The following is an 18,522-nucleotide window of genomic DNA, read 5'->3' on the forward strand; positions in this document are numbered from 1 at the left end:
AGGCATAATACCGCGCCTTCGCCCGCGAAGCGCCTTTCCCACAGAGCTGCCAGCCCTTGAACGAACGTCCGATGTCCAACGCCATACGCCCCTCGGCCTGTCCGGGGTTGCTGCGTATCGTCCAGGCACTGGATGGCGGGATCTGCCGGATCAAGCTCGATGGCGGTTCGATTACGGCCGATCAGGCCGATGCGGTCGCCAACGCCGCCGAGCGGTTTGCCGGCGGGGCGATCGAGGCGACCAACCGGGGCAATCTGCAGATTCGCGGGATCGGCGAGCAGTCCGCCGCGCTGATCGACAGCCTGTTGGCCGCCGGTCTCGGGCCGCGAACCGCAGCGGGTGACGATGTGCGCAACCTGATGCTCAGCCCCTCCGCCGGCATCGACCGGCAGATGCGTTTCGATACTCGTCCACTGGCCGGGCAGATCCTCGAAACCCTGCAAAGTCATCTGCGCTTCCACGAGCTGAGCGCCAAGTTCGCCGTGCTACTGGACGGCGGTGAAGCGCTGGCGATGCTCGAACATCCCCACGATCTGTGGTTGTCGGCATTCGAAGATCGCGGCGACACGCTGCTGGCGTTCGGCCTGGCGGGTTGCCCGACGGATCGACCGCTGGCCGCTGTGGCGCTTGAGCACGGACATGCGCTGGTGGTCGCGGTGTTGGAACTGTTCCTCGAACTGGCCCGTCCGGAGCAGGCGCGAATGCGCCATCTGCTGGATGAATGCCCGGCGCCGGTGTTCCTGGAAAAACTCGCTCAGCGAATCAACCTGAAGTCAGCCGCTGATTGGCAGCGCGAAGCCGGACCGGAAGGTTTGCACCTCGGCATCCACCCTCAGCAATCGTCCGCTCAGGTCTATGTCGGTGCCGCACCGGCGCTCGGTCGCCTCGATCCGGACATGCTGCGTGGCGCCGCACAACTGGCCAGAACCTTCGGCGACGGCAGCCTGCGTTTCACCCCTTGGCAGAGTCTGTTGCTGCCCAATGTGCGGGAAACTGATGCGGTTCAAATGCTCGACGAATTGAGCAAGCTGAACCTGCTGACCCGCATCGAAGATCCCTTGGCGCACCTGATCGCCTGCACCGGCGCCAACGGCTGCGGCAAAGGCCTGGCCGACACCAAACACGATGCCCGCCTGCTGGCTACGCTGTTGCCACACGCCGTGGATGTGCACCTGTCCGGCTGCCCGCGTTCCTGCGCGGCCGCGCACCGGGCTGCGGTGACTCTGCTGGCGGTCGGCCCCGGTCACTACGATCTCTATTTTCGCGATGCAGCCCTGCCGGGTTTCGGCGCGCTGCACGCTCACAACCTTACTATCGAAGCGGCGGCGAAATTGCTCGCCGCCCGCTCACGGAGCCCCCTTGATGCTTGATTACATCCGCGACGGTCAGGAGATCTATCGCAACTCCTTCGCGATCATTCGCAGCGAGGCCAACCTGGCTCGCATCCCGGCCGACCTGGAAAAACTCGCGGTGCGGGTGATCCACGCCTGCGGCATGGTCGAGGCTATCGACGGGCTGCAATTCTCCGAAGGCGCGGGCAAGGCCGGGCGCGATGCGCTGGCTGCCGGCGCGCCGATCCTGTGCGATGCGCGGATGGTTTCCGAGGGCGTGACCCGTGCGCGCCTGCCGGCCAACAACGAGGTGATTTGCACCTTGCGCGATGACAGCGTGCCGGAGTTGGCGCGCGAGCTGGGCAACACTCGCTCCGCTGCCGCACTGGAACTGTGGCGTCCGCATCTGGAAGGCAGCGTGGTGGTGATCGGCAACGCGCCGACCGCGCTGTTCTATCTGCTGGAAATGCTCGACGCCGGCGCCCCGAAACCTGCGCTGATCCTCGGCTTCCCGGTGGGCTTCGTCGGCGCCGCCGAATCCAAGGCCGAGCTGGCCGCCAACAGCCGTGGCGTGCCGTTCGTGATCATGCAAGGCCGCCTCGGCGGCAGCGCCATGGCCGCCGCTGCAGTCAATGCCCTCGCCACGGAGATCGAATGATGCAGGCTCAAGGACGTTTGATTGGCCTGGGCGTCGGCCCCGGTGATCCGGAACTGATTACCGTCAAGGCCCTGCGCCTGCTGCGCGAATCGCCGGTGGTGGCGTACTTCGTGGCCAAGGGCAAGAAGGGCAACGCCTTCGGCATTATCGAAGCGCACCTGCAGGACGCGCAGAATCTACTGCCGCTGGTGTACCCGGTGACCACCGAAGTGCTGCCGGCGCCGCTGTCCTACGAACAGGTGATCAGTGATTTCTACGATGACGCTGCCGAGGAAGTGGCCGCGCATCTGGATGCCGGTCGCGACGTGGCGGTGATCTGCGAAGGTGATCCGTTCTTCTACGGCTCCTACATGTACCTGCACGATCGCCTCGCCAGCCGTTACGAAGCCGAAGTGGTGCCGGGCGTCTGCTCGATGCTCGGCGGCGCTTCGGTGCTGGGCGCACCGCTGGTGTATCGCAATCAGAGCCTGTCGGTGCTGTCCGGCGTGCTGCCTCACGATGAACTCAAGCGCCGTCTGGCCGATGCCGACGCGGCGGTGATCATGAAGCTGGGGCGCAACTTTCCGAAAGTGCGCGACGTGTTGGCAGAGCTGGGCCTGGCTGAGCGTGCGCTGTACGTCGAGCGCGCGACCATGGCCAACCAGAAGATCGTACCGCTGGATGAGGTCGAGCCGATGTCGTCGCCGTACTTCTCGCTGATCATTGTTCCCGGCGAACGGTGGCAAGGCTGATGACTCACTCCACACCGGCCATCGTCATCCTCGGCCAGGGCGCACTGGGCACGGCCCGTCGCCTTCAGCAGGTTTATCCGGCTGCGCAGATTCACGGCCTCTCCGGGCGCGTCGATGGCGCCGACCTGACTTACAGCGACTTCGGCGCGACCCTGCGCGAGCTGTATCAACAGGACACGCCGATCATTGCCCTGTGCGCGGCCGGCATTGTCATCCGCACCCTGGCGCCGCTGTTGCTGGAAAAAGGCGTCGAGCCAGCGGTGCTCGCCGTGGCTGAAGACGGCAGCGCTGTGGTGCCACTGCTCGGCGGCCTGGGCGGAGTGAATGTCATGGCCCGCGAGATTGCGGCTGCGCTTGAAGTGGCAGCGGCGATCACCACCAGCGGCGAGTTGCGCTTTGGCACTTGCCTGCTCAATCCTCCCGGCGGTTATGCCCTTGGCGATCTGGAGCAGGGCAAGCGCTTTGTCTCCGACTTGCTCGCCGGCCACAGCGTGCGCATCGACGGTGCTGCGCCGTGGCTTGAGCAGGCGCAACTGCCGGAAGATCCACAGGCGCAGCGCTCGATTCATGTCGGCAGCGATGCCCGCGTGGCGAGCGCCAGTGAGTTGCTGATTTATCCGCGCAGCGTGGCGGTGGCGGTCGGTGCCGATGTGGCCGGTCTGCCGGATGCAATTCGCGATGCGTTGCAGCAGGCCGGTGTGGCGATTCAATCGCTGGCCTGTCTGGTGGCGGCCGATACTCAGATGGCCAGTCCGGCGTTGCGTGACGCCGCGCTTGAACTGGCTGTGCCGTTGCGCTTTGTCGCGCCGGCGAGTGACATCGGTGAGCTGGTTCGCGATGCAGTCCCCGACGCTCGAATCATCACAACATCCCGCGACCTTGCCATCGCCGTGGCCGAACAGCCGCTGGATATTTCGCAGGTCGGTCGTCCGCGTGGACGCCTTGCCGTCATCGGCCTTGGCCCCGGTGCTGCCGAGTTGATGGTACCGGCGGTGAAAGCCGAACTGGCCCGTGCCACCGACGTGCTGGGTTATGAAACCTACGTGCGCATGGCCGGTCCGTTCCGCGACGATCAGGTGCAGCATTGCACCGACAACCGCGAAGAAATGCAGCGTGCCCGTCACGCCTTCAGGCTGGCCGCTCAGGGTCGTTCGGTGATTGTGGTTTCGTCCGGCGATCCGGGCGTGTTCGCCATGGCGGCGGCAGTGCTCGAAGCGTTGCACGAGTCGACGGACCCGGCGTGGCACAGCGTCGATCTGGAAATCCTGCCGGGTGTTTCGGCGTCGCTCGCCACCGCCGCTCAGGCCGGTGCGCCGCTGGGCCACGACTTCTGCGTGATGTCGCTGTCGGACAACCTCAAGCCGTGGTCGATCATCGAAAAACGTCTGGATCTGGCCGCCGAGGCGGATCTGGCATTGGCCTTCTACAACCCGATCTCCCGTGCCCGTCCGTGGCAACTGGGGCGAGCGCTGGAAATCGTCGCGCAACACCGCACGCCGCAAACGCCGGTGGTGTTGGGCCGCGATATCGGCCGTCCCGGACAGGCGTTACGCACCACCACGTTGGGCGCATTGACTCCGGATCAGGTCGACATGCGCACCATGGTCCTGATCGGTTCGTCCACTACGTGCACCTTCCCTCGCCCGGAAGGCGGGGAGTGGGTGTATACACCGAGGTGGTACGGGGACAAGCCCGTAGCCTGATACCGTTATATTAGTTTTCGATAAAACCCAAAAAGGCCGCGAATTCGCAATTCGCGGCCTTTTTGGTTTGTGCGCTTTCTGAAGTTTGTATTTGTTTCAATAGCGTTTGTTTGAATGGTCTAGTGTTGTTGGATGTTTCGTTGGACATTGTTTGAATGGCTTTGTGTTTGTCTTTGGGTATTGTTTTGCACTAGTTTCGGTTATGTGAAGTTTGTTCGGGTTTTAGTGTTTGCTTGTTGCAAGTTGTTTGCTCTCGCGGCGTCGGCGCGCGCGTGTAATTTATTATGTCGAGGAAATGTTTCAATGCAGGAAGCTAAAGTTCATGGCGGGTATGTAAAGTTTGTCAATCTGTTCAAATTGTCTGATCTTGAACAAGCGCTGTTACCCTACAAGAATACCGTTCGTTATGACGAGGTGATCCGTTACTACTTTGCCTGTGTCGGTTTGCTCGACTCGCCACGGCTCTTGCAACCCCTCGCGCTGTTAAAGCGGGCGCTTGGAGAGTTCGACGGGCATCGGGTGCGACGTGAAGTTGAAAAAGCACCTGCGCCGAGCCCGAAGACGGAAACAGCGCCCGATCTTTCAGAAATCAGCGCCAGGGTCAGCGACTTCGAGTCGCGGCTGAACTACAGCGTTGAACTGATGAAGACACCTGCTACGCAGGTGCCGAAGATCCTGCACTTCGTCTGGCTGGGTGGCGGAGTCGGTGACATCCAGCGCGATTACATCAATGTCTGGAAACAGGTATTGGCCGGTCAGGGTTATCAGATCAACGTCTGGTATGACAGTGATGCGTTGCTGGCCTGGCAGGCCAATCGCTTGATGGTCGAGGCGGCCAAGGCGGACGCCATGGAGCACGGGGGCGTCGACAGCCTCTCCGACAAGGTTTTGGGCGAGATGTATGTCGCCCGCGCTATCGCTTTGAAGCAACAGATGAGCGAACACATTGATGCGGCGGTTGCGAGGGGCGAATCCGCCGATGAAGCAAGATTGCAGTTGTTGAGCCGTGCTTATGGGCAGAACGTTCAGGATTTAAGGGCGTTGAAAGCAAAGAACCGTGAAAGTATCGATGCGCTGGTCGGAGGTAATATTCGAGTGCGCGATCTGGCGGGTTCGGAAATACCTTTGAAGTTGCGGGATGTTTACCAGCGGGAAATGCGCATGCGGGGCAACCTGGCGGCTGCGTCGGATATCGTAAGAGCAGAGGTCTTGCACTTCGAAGGTGGCAGCTACAGCGATGTTGATAATTTGCCGCCGTTGCTGAAGGAAATTGCAGGTATCGATATCAGCGACTTTGGTGCTGATGCGCGCCTCGGTGTCTTGCAGTTGATGCTGGATCAGAATCCCGACTGGATGCCCGGTCGACAGGCGCTACGGGGGCGGTACAGAGACAAGCTGCTGCAAATACCCGAAGAGCATCGCCCGGTGCTGCAGGCGTTTGCCAAAAGCCGGCCGCTTTTGACTCAGGTGTTTCAGCCTCCGCAGGATCTGCTTGTCCGACCGTATGCGCTGCGCGCAGTGGCAATGGAAAACACGATCAGCAATGCCTACATGATGGCTCATGCCGGTTCGGCGGTACTTGAGTCCGTGCTCAAGCGCTTCAGGTTCAACTACGAACTGCTCGATGACACCACCCGGTTGGCGATTGAAAGAGATATCAGACTTCAAGAGCATGAAGCGATGAGTCCGCTGGCCAACGAAGTACTGGAACGATCTTACGGGCCTTTGGTTGAGTTGCCGGGAATGGAGTCCCTTTTTGCGGCTTATCTGGCGGATGCCGTTGCCGGATACCACAACGAAGGTATCCGTCCGGGAAACGAGGGGACGATCTATTTGACCGGACCCGCCGGAATCAAGGATGGCACCAGCGATTTCGAAAAGACATTTTTAACGCCCGAAGGGGCGCAGGCGTCACGGCGGGAAATGGCCATCGCACCTCTGCAGACGGTCAATCAGGTCACTGAAGAGGAGCTGGATCACTCCTGGAAAGAAAACGAAACCGATACCCGAAAGTGGCTCGATACTGAACAGCAAAGCTGGCGCGACGGCCGATACAAAACCCGCTACGCCGGGAATGTCGCCGAATTGCTCAAGCAGACCACCGTCGAATTCGAACTCGGCTGGCCACTGGTCGAAGGACGTCATGTCCTGAATACCGAGCTGTTGCAGCGTATGGCCGATCACCTCGGGGAACCGTTTACCAACGCGATGATGAGCGGCCATGATGGGCCGGTCGTGTTCGCCGACAGATTGCCGCTGAGCTTCGATGATCGTCAGGCCATACGTCATCAGAACACTCGCCTGCGGCCACCGGCATTCCCGAAAAATCCGATTGCCCAGAGTATCGCGCTGGATGAACTGCTGATCGGGCTGGGTACCCGTTCCTGGCAACTCGCGCAGCTCAACCCGCTGCAGCGTTTGACGATCGGCGCGTTGCTGGGCGCCGATTCACTGGATGCCCAGCGATTTTCCGCATTGAACGGTGCGCTGGACAATCTGATCAACAGCGTCAGTGAGCGCGGTACGTCCGGGCGTTACGCGGTAATTGAACAGCAGCTCTATCAGCACCGGGCACCTGCGTTCATGGCAGGCATGTCCAGTGTGGGTGATGAATTGCCCGCACATTCGGTCAACGCACTCAGCCTGAAAAAGAACGCGCTGGCCAACGCTGCGACGCTGTTTGACTGGGGGCGCCGGGTAGCGCAGATCCAGCGGCTGGCCACTCAGGAGCATCGCGATCAAATCCAGGAGCGGGCGGAGCAGGTGCTCAATCAGTTCGCGGCCGGCACCGTCAAACTGGTGCCTCAGGATTTGTTGATGCACGGGCTGGGTGATACCGCCGCCGGACGTTGTTTTCCGCTGGCGCTGGCGATGAGTGCCGCCCTCACTGAGGGCGAGGGGGCCACCCGACAGTTACGCGAGCGATTCTATCTGGCGGTGCTTGAGCCGGAACATCCGGACTCGAAGGCGTTTCTGGCCGCGCTGGAGGAAATGCGTGGCGTGAACGCCGCAGAGGTGGGCACGGCGCTGGGGCGGGTCGATCTGGACAACATGGTCGCGACTCTCGAGGCGTCCGCGGGGCCTCGAACCCTGATGCTCAACTCGGACAACCACTCGATGCTGGTGGCCCGGACCGTAAACGGGAGTACGGCCGTTTACCACTTTTACGATCCGAACTTCGGCCTGTTCGAATTCGACAGCCCGGCGACCTTCCGGATGGCCCTGAAGCAATTTTTCAAGAACACGCATATCGCCCGTCATTATGCCGTGTACGGCAAACCCGGCCGACCCCAGTTCGATCTGATCGATGTGCAAGGCGAAAAGGTTGCCGCCCTGAACCTGTCGAACGGCATCAAGGTAAGTCAGTTGCTCAGGGATGAACCGCTGCCGGACAAACCGTTCAGGTCCGTTCGCCAAAGGGTGAACAGTGCTCACGGTCGATCGCTCATGGAGAATTCGCGCCTGGGCAGTGCATTGCTGTCTTCAGAAAATGACTGGTGGGCCGAGCAGATTGCCGACGTCACTGCACGCTTGCAGGAGGGCCATGAGTCGGTCACTCCGCTGGTGCCGTTGTTCGACTCGCTGGAGGTGACCCCCGAGGGCGGTTACCGGGTACACATGCTCGACCCGCAAAGTGGCGAGACGGTCGCCGTGGTCACCAGCCGGGATGATCGCCTGGTGCGGATCAGGAATTACCTGACGGATCTGTTTTCGACGCTGGGGCACAAACCTGCGACCGGCGCGGTGGTGGATCCGACAGAGGCGGCGGCCGTGCACACGCTCAATGCCGGTTTTGCGGTACAGGCGCTGATGAATGCGTTGCGCGGGCGCGAGGGCGAAGATCGCACTGTGAGCACCGCGGTGCAGTGGCATGCCTACGTCAACTACGCACAACTGGTGCATGGCAATGTGGTCGACGTAGCGGGGCTGATCGGTCTGGTGCAAGCCGCGTTGCGTGATGAAAAGCTGATCGCCCGCACCAGTGCGAAAGTGGTCGGCGAAGCGCTTGAGCCGTTGACCGGCAGAACCCTCGGCGCGGTGGCCGGGCATGTGGCCAACGAGGGCGTCGGTGCCGTACTTGGGCTGGCGAATGTCGGCTTCGATATCTATCAGTTGGCGAATGCCCGCAACGATGTCGAGATCGCCACCTACGCCACCCAGCTGACGTTCGACGCCAGCAGTCTGGCCCTGACCGGTGCGGGACTTGGCGCAGCGGCCGCTGGCGCGGGTACGGCGGCTGCGGTGCTGGGAGGCGCCGGGGTGATTCTGGGTGGCCTTGCCGTCGGCGTGACTGCGCTGGCGCAGAACTTCGCGACCATCGCTGAAGAAGCGAAGGCGGTCGGACTGTTTTTCGCGGAGCTGGAGCAGGCACATCACGGCGCCGGATTTCACTACAGCGACGAGCAAGGTGCCTGGTTGCCGCGACCGTCGCTGATCATCAACGGACTGGATCTGAGCGCCGGCAAACTGCTGCTCGACAGTTCCCGGCTGTATCCGCTGCGTGATCATTTCGGTGTGCCGGACTTCGACGTCGACTACCCGCGAGCCATCCACCTCAGTAAAGAGCTTGGCTACCCCGCCGAAATGACGTTCGCACCATCGGCCGAGCAGGCCATTGTCCTGCCGTGCACGCCGCTCACTTGCTACGGCTACGAGTACCAGATCCTGCCGTTTTCATCGCAACGCCACGACAAGGGTTTCGACATCGCGCGGCGTCTGGAGAAGAAAAAAACGGACGGCCAATGGCTGTTTCTTTTTTCGTTCTACTCGTTCCCCAGCCATTACATTGTTCATCGGATGTACCCCGATTATCGCCTGACCGAGATCAGCATCACGCTCGATGCACAGGCGCGCAAACTGGTTGTGCCGGTGATTCCCAAGCCCTGGCACGAGCAGATCAGTTATCGGATTCAGGGTGGGGGAGGCGCTTGCACGCTGGTGCTCAATCCAGGTGTCAACGTCGAACTGGTGTCCGTGGGGGCGCAAAAGAACCGCTGGACCATCGTCGCACCCTGGGCCCGAGAGTCGGAGATCGTGTTCAGCCAGGACGGGCAGTTCAGTGTCAAAGGCTGCCAGTTCAAGGTGACGGCGAACAGTGCGCCGGAGATCTCCCTGCTGATCGAAAATGGCCGGCTCTTCAGGATCGCCGACGGCAAACGGCACGAGCTGGAGCTGCTGCAGGAACAGGCGCCCAAAGGGCTGGATGACCAGACCCTGCAGGATCATCTGCAAGCGCTGGCACGGGCGCATCGACTGGCGCTGCGCTATACGCCGATCCACAACTACCGGGTTCCTTTTGAAAACCCCAAGGCGCCGCGTTACACCAACGGCTGGTACGACGCCATGGAGGATCGGGTCCTCTATATCCGCAATGATGAAGTGTTCGACGATGAGGGATTGTTCTCGGTGGTCACCGGCGGCTCGGCGTTTTTCCATGATCAGAGTGGCTACGATATCTGCCAGGTCGATGCCGACACCGGGCTGCTGAGCCATCGTTATCGATTGATCTTCCGACACGAGGGCGCGAGCTCGATTCGCAGTGTTGAAGCCGATGGCCAGGGTGTCATCCATGTGGTGCAGGAATATACGTATGAAGACGGCACGTTTGAGCGCCTCAACTACCTGATACACCAAGGTGAGCTGTGGTTGAGCTCCGTCACTCGCGGGCTTGAACCGACTTACGCAGCGCTGTTCGATGACAGCAAAAGCCTGGCAGATTGGGCTCCGGTGCTGGGTGATCGGGCGAAGCGCATGCCGGTTCATGCGGACAAAGACTTTGCCACGGTCGACTGGCAGTTCGCGCCTTATGTTTCGGTCTGCTGGATGATCGAAGAGAACGAGCGGGACATGGCCTGGGTCCGTACCCGTGACAACCTGATCGTGCGCCCGGTACCGCGACGTCACCATGCGCGCGCCTGGCCCGATTCGATCCAGAACCTGAACGAGCTGATGCTGCTGACGCCGGCCGATGACGGCGACGTGTTTGTCATTTACGACCGACCGTTCCAGAGCCTGTGCCGGGTGCAGCGCACTGTGGCGCAGGAGCAGAATCAATGGTCGCACCGCTGGGTGCAACCCGAGCGCCTGAAGCAGGTGACGGCTGAGCACAATGGCTATCAGGCCCGCACCGAGGACGGGTTGTCATTCGGGATCGGCGCTGATGGTGAGCTGCATTTTGCCGGCCTGGCAGAACCCTGGCTCAAGGGACGCAAGCAATGGTGGCTGGCGCTCGAAGCGATCGCCCGGCAATACGCCGTCGAGCAATTCCCTATTGTCGGCATTGCCAATGCTGCCGGGGATGCGCGCTTGCACGCCTGGTACGTGGACAACCGCTTGTTGTTGTGTGAAGCGCAGCAAACGCAGCTCCGGTTGCTGGGCATGACACCGGACAATCTGTCGGCATGGCTGTTCGAGCCCGAGAGTGGTGAGGTCTGGCGCCAGACGTTTATCGATCCGCAACATCTGCAGTCGGCGTTCGGAGAGGGCACGCAGTTGTTGCAGACCCGGATGCTGACCAGGCCAGAACGACTCTGGACGGCGTGGCGCTTTGCCGATGTGCGGGTCCACGGTGCGGGTCTCGTGGGCACGACGCGCGAAGGTGTGGTGCTGCAACTGGAGCATCAGGAGCCACCGCAGATCATCGGTGTGCAACAGAATTGGCTGGCGGCCCATGGCGAACATCTGATCAGCGACTTGCAGGCCTTGCTGGCGAACGAAGCGCATCGTCCGTTCATTTCGATCGCCGCACAGGACGCCAGTGTGCAGTGGTACATCGCTGACAGCGCGCGGCTGGTTCAGATCCCCGCTGCCGACCTGCCTGAGGATTACCAGCTGCTCGGAACCCGGCGGCATGCCGATGTCTTGCTGCATGATCCGCAGGATCGAGTTGTGCAGGGTTATCCGAGCCTGCGCCAGATCAAGCCGCTGGATTACGTCCAACGCACGGGTGACGTGCTGGTGCTCGAAGGACGGGTGGATGCCTACGATCTTCTGCCGGTGATCCCGGACGATGTGCGCACGCTCGTTTTGCGGGTAGGGCGCGGTGCGATGAAATGGCACCTGTCGGAGGCGCTCATGCGCAAGCTCGACTCGCTGGTGGTGGACTGTCGTTATCCGCTGGGGGCCCGCCCGCTGGTCATGAGCCGTTTGATCCTGACGCTGACTGTCCCTCAGAAGCTGGAGGTGGCGATGGTCGAGGATCATCTGGTACTGATCGACCCCGACAGTGAGCACTGCGTTCTGGTGCGCAATGCGGATGCGTCAGATCCCTCGCAGCGGGGTGATGCGATGCTTGAGATCAATGGCCTGCGTCCGTGCCAGGTGTCGACGCTGGTGCGCTGGTTGAAGGCGCGCAAGGAAGGCGCCGAGGGCGTGACGCTGAAAGCGTTGATCGATCAGGCGGATGCGAAGAAAGCCGTCGAGTCGGCGGGTTGACGGTCCGCGGTTACTGACGAAAAAAGACCGCCGACGTTACCGTCGGCGGTCTTTTCGTTTCAGGGTTCAAGGCACCAGATAGCCTTTGACCCCGGTAAAGATGATCTGCGCCGCCAGTGCACACACGAACAACCCCATCAGGCGGCTGACGATCTGCAAACCCTGATCGCCGAGAATGCGTTCGATGCGGTTCGACAAGTAAAGCACCACACCCACCGTGAAGCTGGCGAGGGCGATACTCATGATCGCAAACAGTTTGTCATCCCAGTGCGGCTGGCTGACGCCCATCACCAGCAGTGCCCCGATGGTGCCGGGGCCGACAGTCAGCGGAATGGTCAGCGGAACGATCGTCACATCCTGCTGCACGTTGTCGGTCTGCACGGCCGACTTGCCCTGCGCCATGCCCAGCGCCGAGATGAACAGCACGCTGCCGGCACCGATGCGGAATGCATCCACCGTGATGCCGAACACATCGAAAATCACCCGCCCGAACAGATACAGCAACACGCTCGAGACCAGGGTGGCGACTGCCACTTTCCAGGCCAGGCGGCGTTGTTCCTTGCGCGAGTAACCGCGGGTCAGGCTGATGAAGCAGGACAACACGAAGAACGGGCTGTAGAGCACCAGCATCTTCAGGTAAACACTGAATAACACGTGGAGCATGGCGCGGGCTCGCTGGCGGGGAAAGTCGGGGGAGTCTAACAGGCGCTATCGTGTCTGTCGGCTCACGACGGTTGCGTCGTCGCGCGGTTCTGTTGATCACGCTGGGCCACCCAGTGCTCGATCAGCTCACGCAGTTGCGACAGCTCCACCGGTTTGGCCATGTGCCCGTCCATTCCGGCCTGGCGCGCGCGTTCCTTGTGCTCGGCGAGGATGTGCGCGGTCAGCGCCACGATCGGCGTGCGGATGCGCTGATTGCCGACTTCCCACGCCCGCAGTTGCTGGGTGGCGGAGAAGCCGTCGAGGATCGGCATTTCGCAGTCCATCAGCACCAGGTCGTAACGCTGGGCTTTCATCGCCTGCAAGGCTTCTTCGCCATTGCTGGCGGTGTCTGGCTGCAGGTTGAGTTTGCCGAGCATGCCCCGGATCACCTTGGTCGAAATGGTGTTGTCTTCGGCCACCAGAATGCGGAAATCGCTCGGCACCTTGACCGGCGCAGCGGGGCTCGCGACCTGTGGCTGGAACACCACCTGACCACGGTTGCGCTGGTTGAGTTCGTCGGCGAGCGTGGTCTTGAGGGTGTAGCCGGCCACCGGTTTGGCCAGGATGCGTTTGATCCCCGAGTTGCGCGCGATGATCTTGCTCGGCGCATTGCTGATGCCGGTGAGCATGATCAGCAGGATGTCGTGGTTCAGGCTCGGGTCTTCCTTGATCTTGGCGGCCAGTTGCATGCCGGTCATGCCGGGCATGTTCTGGTCGAGCAGGACCACGTCGAAGTAATCACGCAAATGCGCCTTGGTGCGCAGCAGGGCCAGCGCTTCCTTACCCGACGGCACGGCGCTGACGTTCAGGCCCCAGGCGCTGCATTGCTGCACCAGCACCTTGCGGCAGGTGTCGTTGTCGTCGACCACCAGCACGCGTGCGCCTTGCAGCGGGCTGTCGAGGTCCGAGGTCGGGTGCTCCAGACGATCAGGGTCCAGCGGCAGGGTCAGCCACAGCGTACTGCCTTGGCTGGCGCCGCTCTTGATGCCGAACTCGCCCTGCATCAAACGGATCAATTGGCGGGCGATCACCAAGCCGAGGTTGCCGCCCAGACGGTTGGCCGACAGGAAGTGCTTGCTGTGCAACTCGGCGTGCATCAGCGCGTCGCGTTCTTCCTGATCCATCGGCTGGCCGCTGTCCTGCACGGCAATGCGCAGGCGTGGCCCGGCGCTGCGTTCGTCGAGGGCGACGACTACCAGCACTTCGCCTTCTTCGGTTTTCTTCAGGGCGTTTTCCAGCAGGCTCAGCAACGTCTGGCGCAGGCGCGTCGGGTCGCCACTGATGACCCGTGGCACTTGCGGCTGGATAAAACTGATCAGCTCGACGTTCTGCTGTTCGGCCTTGGCGCGGTAGATACTCAGACAATCGTCGATCAGCGCGTTGAGGTCGAACTGCACGTCGTCGAGTTCGATCTGCCCGGACTCGAGTCGCGAGATGTCGAGGATCTCGTTGATCAGGGTCAGCAGTTCGTTACCGGCGCTGTGGATGGTTTGCACGTAATCGCGCTGTTTCACCGACAGCGGCGTGCCGAGCAGCAGTTCGGTCATGCCCAGTACGCCGTTCATCGGCGTGCGGATTTCGTGGCTGATCTTGGCCAGGAACTCGGCCTTGGCATTGATCTCGGCGTTGCTCGCCGCGAGGTCGCGGCTGATGCTGAAACGGCTTTCGGTGATGCTGCGCTGACGCTCGCCGAGGGCGATGCTCATCAGCAGGCCACTGATACAGATGAAACCCATCAGGGTCATGATCAGGCCTTGCGGCGCGACCAGGGTCAGCCCCAGCAGGGCCGGGAGGATGATCAGCGTGCCGATGTTGAACACCACCATCGCGGCGACGAACAAGCGGGCAGGGCGGTAGCCTTTCTGCCAGTGATAGAACGCCACCAGCAACATGCTCAGCCCGGCCAGGGCCACCAGCGCGTAGGTGATGATGTTCAGCGGCAGGGTGTTGACGAACAACAGCAACAGACTGCAGATCACGATGAACAGGATGTCGCCGATCAACAGCTTGTTCAGCGGATGCGGGCCGAGCGGGGCGAAGAAGCGGTAGGCGAACATCAGGCCGGCCGGAGCGGTCAGCAGCAGGGCCAGATAGGCGCCGGGAGTCTGGATCGCGTGCCAGTTCGGCAGCCACGGCCCGGCGAGATTGAGCAGCAGCAACAGGCTCAGGCTCAACAGGCCTTCACACACCGCGAGCCACAGGCTGCTGCGCGAGCGGGTGTAGGCGTAGCGGATCAGGTTATGCAGGATCAGCATCGCCAGACAGCCGAACAGCAGGCCGTAGATCAGCGTCTGGTTGTGATTGGCCGCGGCCATCACTGCCGATTGCAGAGTGATGTACGGGCGCAACTGGTGATCGGAGACCAGTCGCAGGTAAACGTCGAGGGGTTTGTCGCTTTGCGGTAGCGGCAGCATGAAGTCGCTGCTGGGCAGCGGTCGTTCCACCTGGGGCTGGGTAGTGCCGGTGTCGCGTTGTTCGATCAGGCGATCGCCGTCGAGGACATACAGATTGAGGTGCGACAGGTCAGGGGCGAAGATCCGCAGCACTTGTTCGTGCTTGCCGGGCGCCAGCCTGAAGCGCAGCCACAAGGCGCCATCGGGTTCGGCCGCGGTGAGGCGGTCAAGCTCGATAGGGCTGAATTGATTGGTGTAGCGAGCGGAGCGGATGTCGCTCAGCTGGAGGTTGCCCTGATCGTCAAGCAATACCGACCAGCCACTGCCTTGCGCGGCCTGGGCCGGGAGCATGCAGAGCAAGGTCAACAGCGTGACGGTGAAGCCTATGGCAATCCTGAGCCAGCGCACGGCGAAATCCCTTCGTAGGTTGATGCCAGAATATAACGATGCGCAGCGTCGGAACAGTCCGGCAAGGGCGATGAGCCCCTGCCGGAAACACAGCGTAGCTTATTACTGAGACTCACCGCGTTCACGGGCAATGGCGCGGTAGCCAATGTCGGTGCGGTAGAAGCAGTCTTCCCAGTCGATGGCCTTGGCCAGTTTGTAGGCCTGCTCCTGCGCAGCGCCAACGCTGGCGCCCATGGCAGTGGCGCACAGCACCCGACCACCGGCCGTCACGACCTTGCCGTCCTTGAGCGCAGTACCGGCGTGGAAGACCTTGCCTTCCAGTGCGGCGGCTGCGTCCAGACCGTTGATCGGCGCGCCCTTGGCGTAGTCGCCCGGGTAACCGCCGGCGGCCAGCACGATGCCGACGCTCGGACGTGGATCCCACTGTGCTTCAACCTTGTCCAGCGCCTGGGCCAGTGCGGCTTCGACCAGCAGCACCAGGCTCGATTGCAGACGCAGCATCACCGGTTGGGTTTCCGGATCGCCGAAACGGCAGTTGAACTCGATGACCTTCGGATTGCCGGCCTTGTCGATCATCAGACCGGCGTACAGGAAACCGGTGTAGACGTTGCCTTCGTCGGCCATGCCGCGCACGGTCGGCCAGATCACCTGGTCCATCACGCGCTGGTGCACGTCGGCGGTGACCACTGGTGCAGGGGAGTAAGCACCCATGCCGCCGGTGTTCGGGCCGCTGTCGCCGTCGCCGACGCGTTTGTGGTCCTGGCTGGTGGCCATCGGCAGAACGTTCTTGCCGTCGACCATGACGATGAAGCTGGCTTCTTCGCCGTCGAGGAATTCTTCGATGACAACGCGCGAACCGGCGTCGCCAAAGGAATTGCCGGCGAGCATGTCGCGCACGGCGTCTTCGGCTTCGGCCAGGGTCATGGCAACGATCACGCCTTTACCGGCGGCCAGGCCGTCGGCCTTGATCACGATCGGTGCGCCTTTTTCACGCAGGTAAGCCAGGGCCGGCTCGATTTCGGTGAAGTTCTGGTAGTCGGCCGTCGGGATCTTGTGGCGCGCCAGGAAATCCTTGGTGAAGGCTTTCGAGCCTTCCAGCTGCGCGGCGCCGGCGGTCGGACCGAAGCAGTCCAGGCCACGGGAGCGGAACAGGTCGACGACGCCGGCCACCAATGGCACTTCCGGACCGACGATGGTCAGGGAAACGTTTTTCTCGGCGAAGTCAGCGAGCTGCTCGAGGGCCAGCACGTCGATGGCGACGTTTTCGCACTTGGCTTCAATCGCAGTGCCGGCGTTGCCCGGTGCCACGAAAACTTTCTGCACACGCGGATCCTGAGCCACTTTCCAGGCCAGTGCGTGTTCGCGGCCACCGCTGCCAATGATCAAAACATTCATTTCAAAAACCTCAAAATTCTGTCAGGCGCTGCTGGAGCGCTTTATGTGGGAGCGAGCCTGCTCGCGAAAGCGGTGTGTCAGTCAACGTCAACGTCGCTGGCAGATTGCATTCGCGAGCAGGCTCGCTCCCACATTTGAATCTGTGTATCAGTGACGGAAATGGCGCATGCCGGTGAATACCATGGCAATGCCTGCTTCATCGGCAGCAGCAATCACTTCAGCATCACGCATCGAACCACCCGGCTGGATCACCGCCGTGATACCGACCTTGGCCGCATTGTCCAGACCGTCGCGGAACGGGAAGAACGCGTCCGACGCCATTACCGAACCCGCCACTTGCAGGCCGGCGTGCTCAGCCTTGATCGCCGCGATACGCGCCGAGTTCACGCGGCTCATCTGGCCGGCGCCGACACCGATGGTCTGACGGTTCTTGGCGTAGACGATGGCGTTGGATTTGACGAACTTGGCCACTTTCCAGGCGAAGATCAGGTCGTGGACTTCCTGTTCGGTCGGGGCGCGCTTGGTCACCACTTTCAGGTCGTCGGCGCCGATCATGCCGATGTCGCGGCTCTGTACCAGCAGACCGCCGTTGACGCGCTTGTAGTCCCAGGCCGGAACGCGATCGGCCGACCACTCGCCGCAGGCCAGCAGGCGCACGTTGGCCTTGGCTGCAACGATGGCGCGGGCTTCTTCGCTTACGCTTGGGGCGATGATCACTTCAACGAACTGACGCTCGACGATCGCCTTGGCGGTCTCGGCATCCAGTTCACGGTTGAAGGCGATGATGCCGCCGAACGCCGATTCGGTGTCAGTGGCGTAGGCCAGTTCGTAGGCCTGACGGATGCCGCCTTCGGCGTCCGGGCTCACGGCCACGCCGCACGGGTTGGCGTGCTTGACGATCACGCAGGCCGGTTTGACGAAGCTCTTCACGCATTCCAGCGCGGCGTCGGTGTCGGCCACGTTGTTGTACGACAGTTCCTTGCCTTGCAGTTGGGTCGCGGTGGCGATGCCGACTTCGGCAGGCTTGGCTTCAACGTAGAACGCCGCGCTCTGGTGCGGGTTCTCGCCGTAGCGCATTTCCTGGGCCTTGATGAACTGGCTGTTGAAGGTGCGCGGGAATTCGCTGCGGCCTTCGGTGCTGAGGGTGTCAGCGGCCTGGTTCACGGTGCCCATGTAGTTGGCGATCATGCCGTCGTAGGCGGCGGTGTGTTCGAACGCCTTGAGCATCAGGTCGAAACGCTGAGCGTAGGTCAGGCCGCCGGCCTTGAGGTTTTCCAGGACGTTGGCGTAATCGCTGGCATTCACCACGATGGCCACGTCTTTGTGGTTTTTCGCCGCCGAACGGACCATGGTCGGGCCGCCGATGTCGATGTTCTCGATGGCGGTCGGCAGGTCGCAGCCTGGCTTGCTGATGGTGGCTTCGAACGGGTACAGGTTGACGGCTACCAGATCGATCGGCTTGATGCCGTGCTCGTTCATGATGGCGTCGTCGATACCGCGACGACCGAGGATCCCGCCGTGGATTTTCGGGTGCAGGGTTTTCACCCGACCGTCCATCATCTCTGCGAAACCGGTGTAATCCGCGACTTCCACTGCGGCCACGCCGTTGTCCTGCAGCAGCTTGAAGGTCCCGCCGGTGGAAAGGATTTCCACGCCCAGGGCTTCCAGCTCCCTGGCGAATTCGAGGATCCCGGTCTTGTCGGAAACACTGATCAAGGCGCGGCGGATCGGCAGGCGGGTAGTCTGGTCGGTCATCTCAATTTCCAT

Annotated in this window: 9 protein-coding genes; 5 read left to right on the forward strand and 4 right to left on the reverse strand. The window is 61.9% G+C overall.

Annotation, left to right across the window (positions count from 1 at the left end):
• Positions 1 to 71: 71 nt before the first annotated feature.
• The 5 genes from cobG (at position 72) to LOY31_RS03135 (ending at position 11,857) form a co-directional block, all read left to right on the forward strand.
• Positions 72 to 1,370 carry a precorrin-3B synthase gene (gene cobG, locus LOY31_RS03115; protein WP_309475632.1) on the forward strand — a complete coding sequence of 433 codons (1,299 nt, stop codon included), beginning with the start codon at positions 72 to 74 and terminating at the stop codon, positions 1,368 to 1,370.
• Positions 1,363 to 1,989, forward strand: coding sequence for a precorrin-8X methylmutase (locus tag LOY31_RS03120; protein ID WP_085609238.1), 627 nt, complete (start codon positions 1,363 to 1,365; stop codon positions 1,987 to 1,989). Before cobG ends, LOY31_RS03120 begins: the two co-directional genes overlap by 8 nt.
• A complete protein-coding gene (locus LOY31_RS03125) occupies positions 1,986 to 2,720 on the forward strand; it encodes a precorrin-2 C(20)-methyltransferase (RefSeq protein WP_007951035.1) in 735 nt (244 codons plus the stop codon). Before LOY31_RS03120 ends, LOY31_RS03125 begins: the two co-directional genes overlap by 4 nt.
• Entirely contained in the window at positions 2,720 to 4,423 is a 1,704-nt protein-coding gene (gene cobJ / locus LOY31_RS03130; RefSeq protein WP_221534688.1) for a precorrin-3B C(17)-methyltransferase, read from the forward strand. The genes LOY31_RS03125 and cobJ overlap by 1 nt, the downstream gene beginning before the upstream one ends.
• 303 nt (positions 4,424 to 4,726) lie before the next feature.
• On the forward strand, positions 4,727 to 11,857 hold the full coding sequence (locus LOY31_RS03135) for a TcdA/TcdB pore-forming domain-containing protein (protein ID WP_258712816.1): 7,131 nt from the start codon (positions 4,727 to 4,729) through the stop codon (positions 11,855 to 11,857).
• 66 nt (positions 11,858 to 11,923) lie between these two features.
• Here the strand turns inward: LOY31_RS03135 and LOY31_RS03140 are convergent, their stop codons facing one another.
• From LOY31_RS03140 to purH, 4 genes are all read right to left on the reverse strand, one after another.
• On the reverse strand, positions 11,924 to 12,520 hold the full coding sequence (locus tag LOY31_RS03140; RefSeq protein ID WP_007951032.1) for a MarC family protein: 597 nt from the start codon (positions 12,518 to 12,520) through the stop codon (positions 11,924 to 11,926).
• Positions 12,521 to 12,582: 62 nt separating this feature from the next.
• Positions 12,583 to 15,360 carry a hybrid sensor histidine kinase/response regulator gene (locus LOY31_RS03145; RefSeq protein ID WP_007951031.1) on the reverse strand — a complete coding sequence of 926 codons (2,778 nt, stop codon included), beginning with the start codon at positions 15,358 to 15,360 and terminating at the stop codon, positions 12,583 to 12,585.
• Between the two features lie 102 nt (positions 15,361 to 15,462).
• Complete coding sequence (purD, locus tag LOY31_RS03150; protein ID WP_221534683.1) at positions 15,463 to 16,755, reverse strand: phosphoribosylamine--glycine ligase; 1,293 nt, start codon at positions 16,753 to 16,755, stop codon at positions 15,463 to 15,465.
• A gap of 147 nt (positions 16,756 to 16,902) precedes the next feature.
• Positions 16,903 to 18,510 carry a bifunctional phosphoribosylaminoimidazolecarboxamide formyltransferase/IMP cyclohydrolase gene (purH, locus tag LOY31_RS03155; RefSeq protein WP_102688348.1) on the reverse strand — a complete coding sequence of 536 codons (1,608 nt, stop codon included), beginning with the start codon at positions 18,508 to 18,510 and terminating at the stop codon, positions 16,903 to 16,905.
• Positions 18,511 to 18,522 lie beyond the last annotated feature (12 nt).

The organism is Pseudomonas sp. B21-021, from assembly GCF_024749205.1.
GTDB classification, from domain to species: Bacteria; Pseudomonadota; Gammaproteobacteria; order Pseudomonadales; family Pseudomonadaceae; genus Aquipseudomonas; species Aquipseudomonas paraglycinae.

Coding starts and splice junctions, on each gene's coding strand:
- LOY31_RS03125 (WP_007951035.1), top strand. CDS start 1,986: ATGATGCAGGCTCAAGGACGTTTGATTGGCCTGGGCGTCGGCCCCGGT.
- cobJ (WP_221534688.1), top strand. CDS start 2,720: ATGACTCACTCCACACCGGCCATCGTCATCCTCGGCCAGGGCGCACTG.
- LOY31_RS03140 (WP_007951032.1), bottom strand. CDS start 12,520: ATGCTCCACGTGTTATTCAGTGTTTACCTGAAGATGCTGGTGCTCTAC.
- cobG (WP_309475632.1), top strand. CDS start 72: ATGTCCAACGCCATACGCCCCTCGGCCTGTCCGGGGTTGCTGCGTATC.
- purD (WP_221534683.1), bottom strand. CDS start 16,755: ATGAATGTTTTGATCATTGGCAGCGGTGGCCGCGAACACGCACTGGCC.
- LOY31_RS03120 (WP_085609238.1), top strand. CDS start 1,363: ATGCTTGATTACATCCGCGACGGTCAGGAGATCTATCGCAACTCCTTC.
- purH (WP_102688348.1), bottom strand. CDS start 18,510: ATGACCGACCAGACTACCCGCCTGCCGATCCGCCGCGCCTTGATCAGT.
- LOY31_RS03135 (WP_258712816.1), top strand. CDS start 4,727: ATGCAGGAAGCTAAAGTTCATGGCGGGTATGTAAAGTTTGTCAATCTG.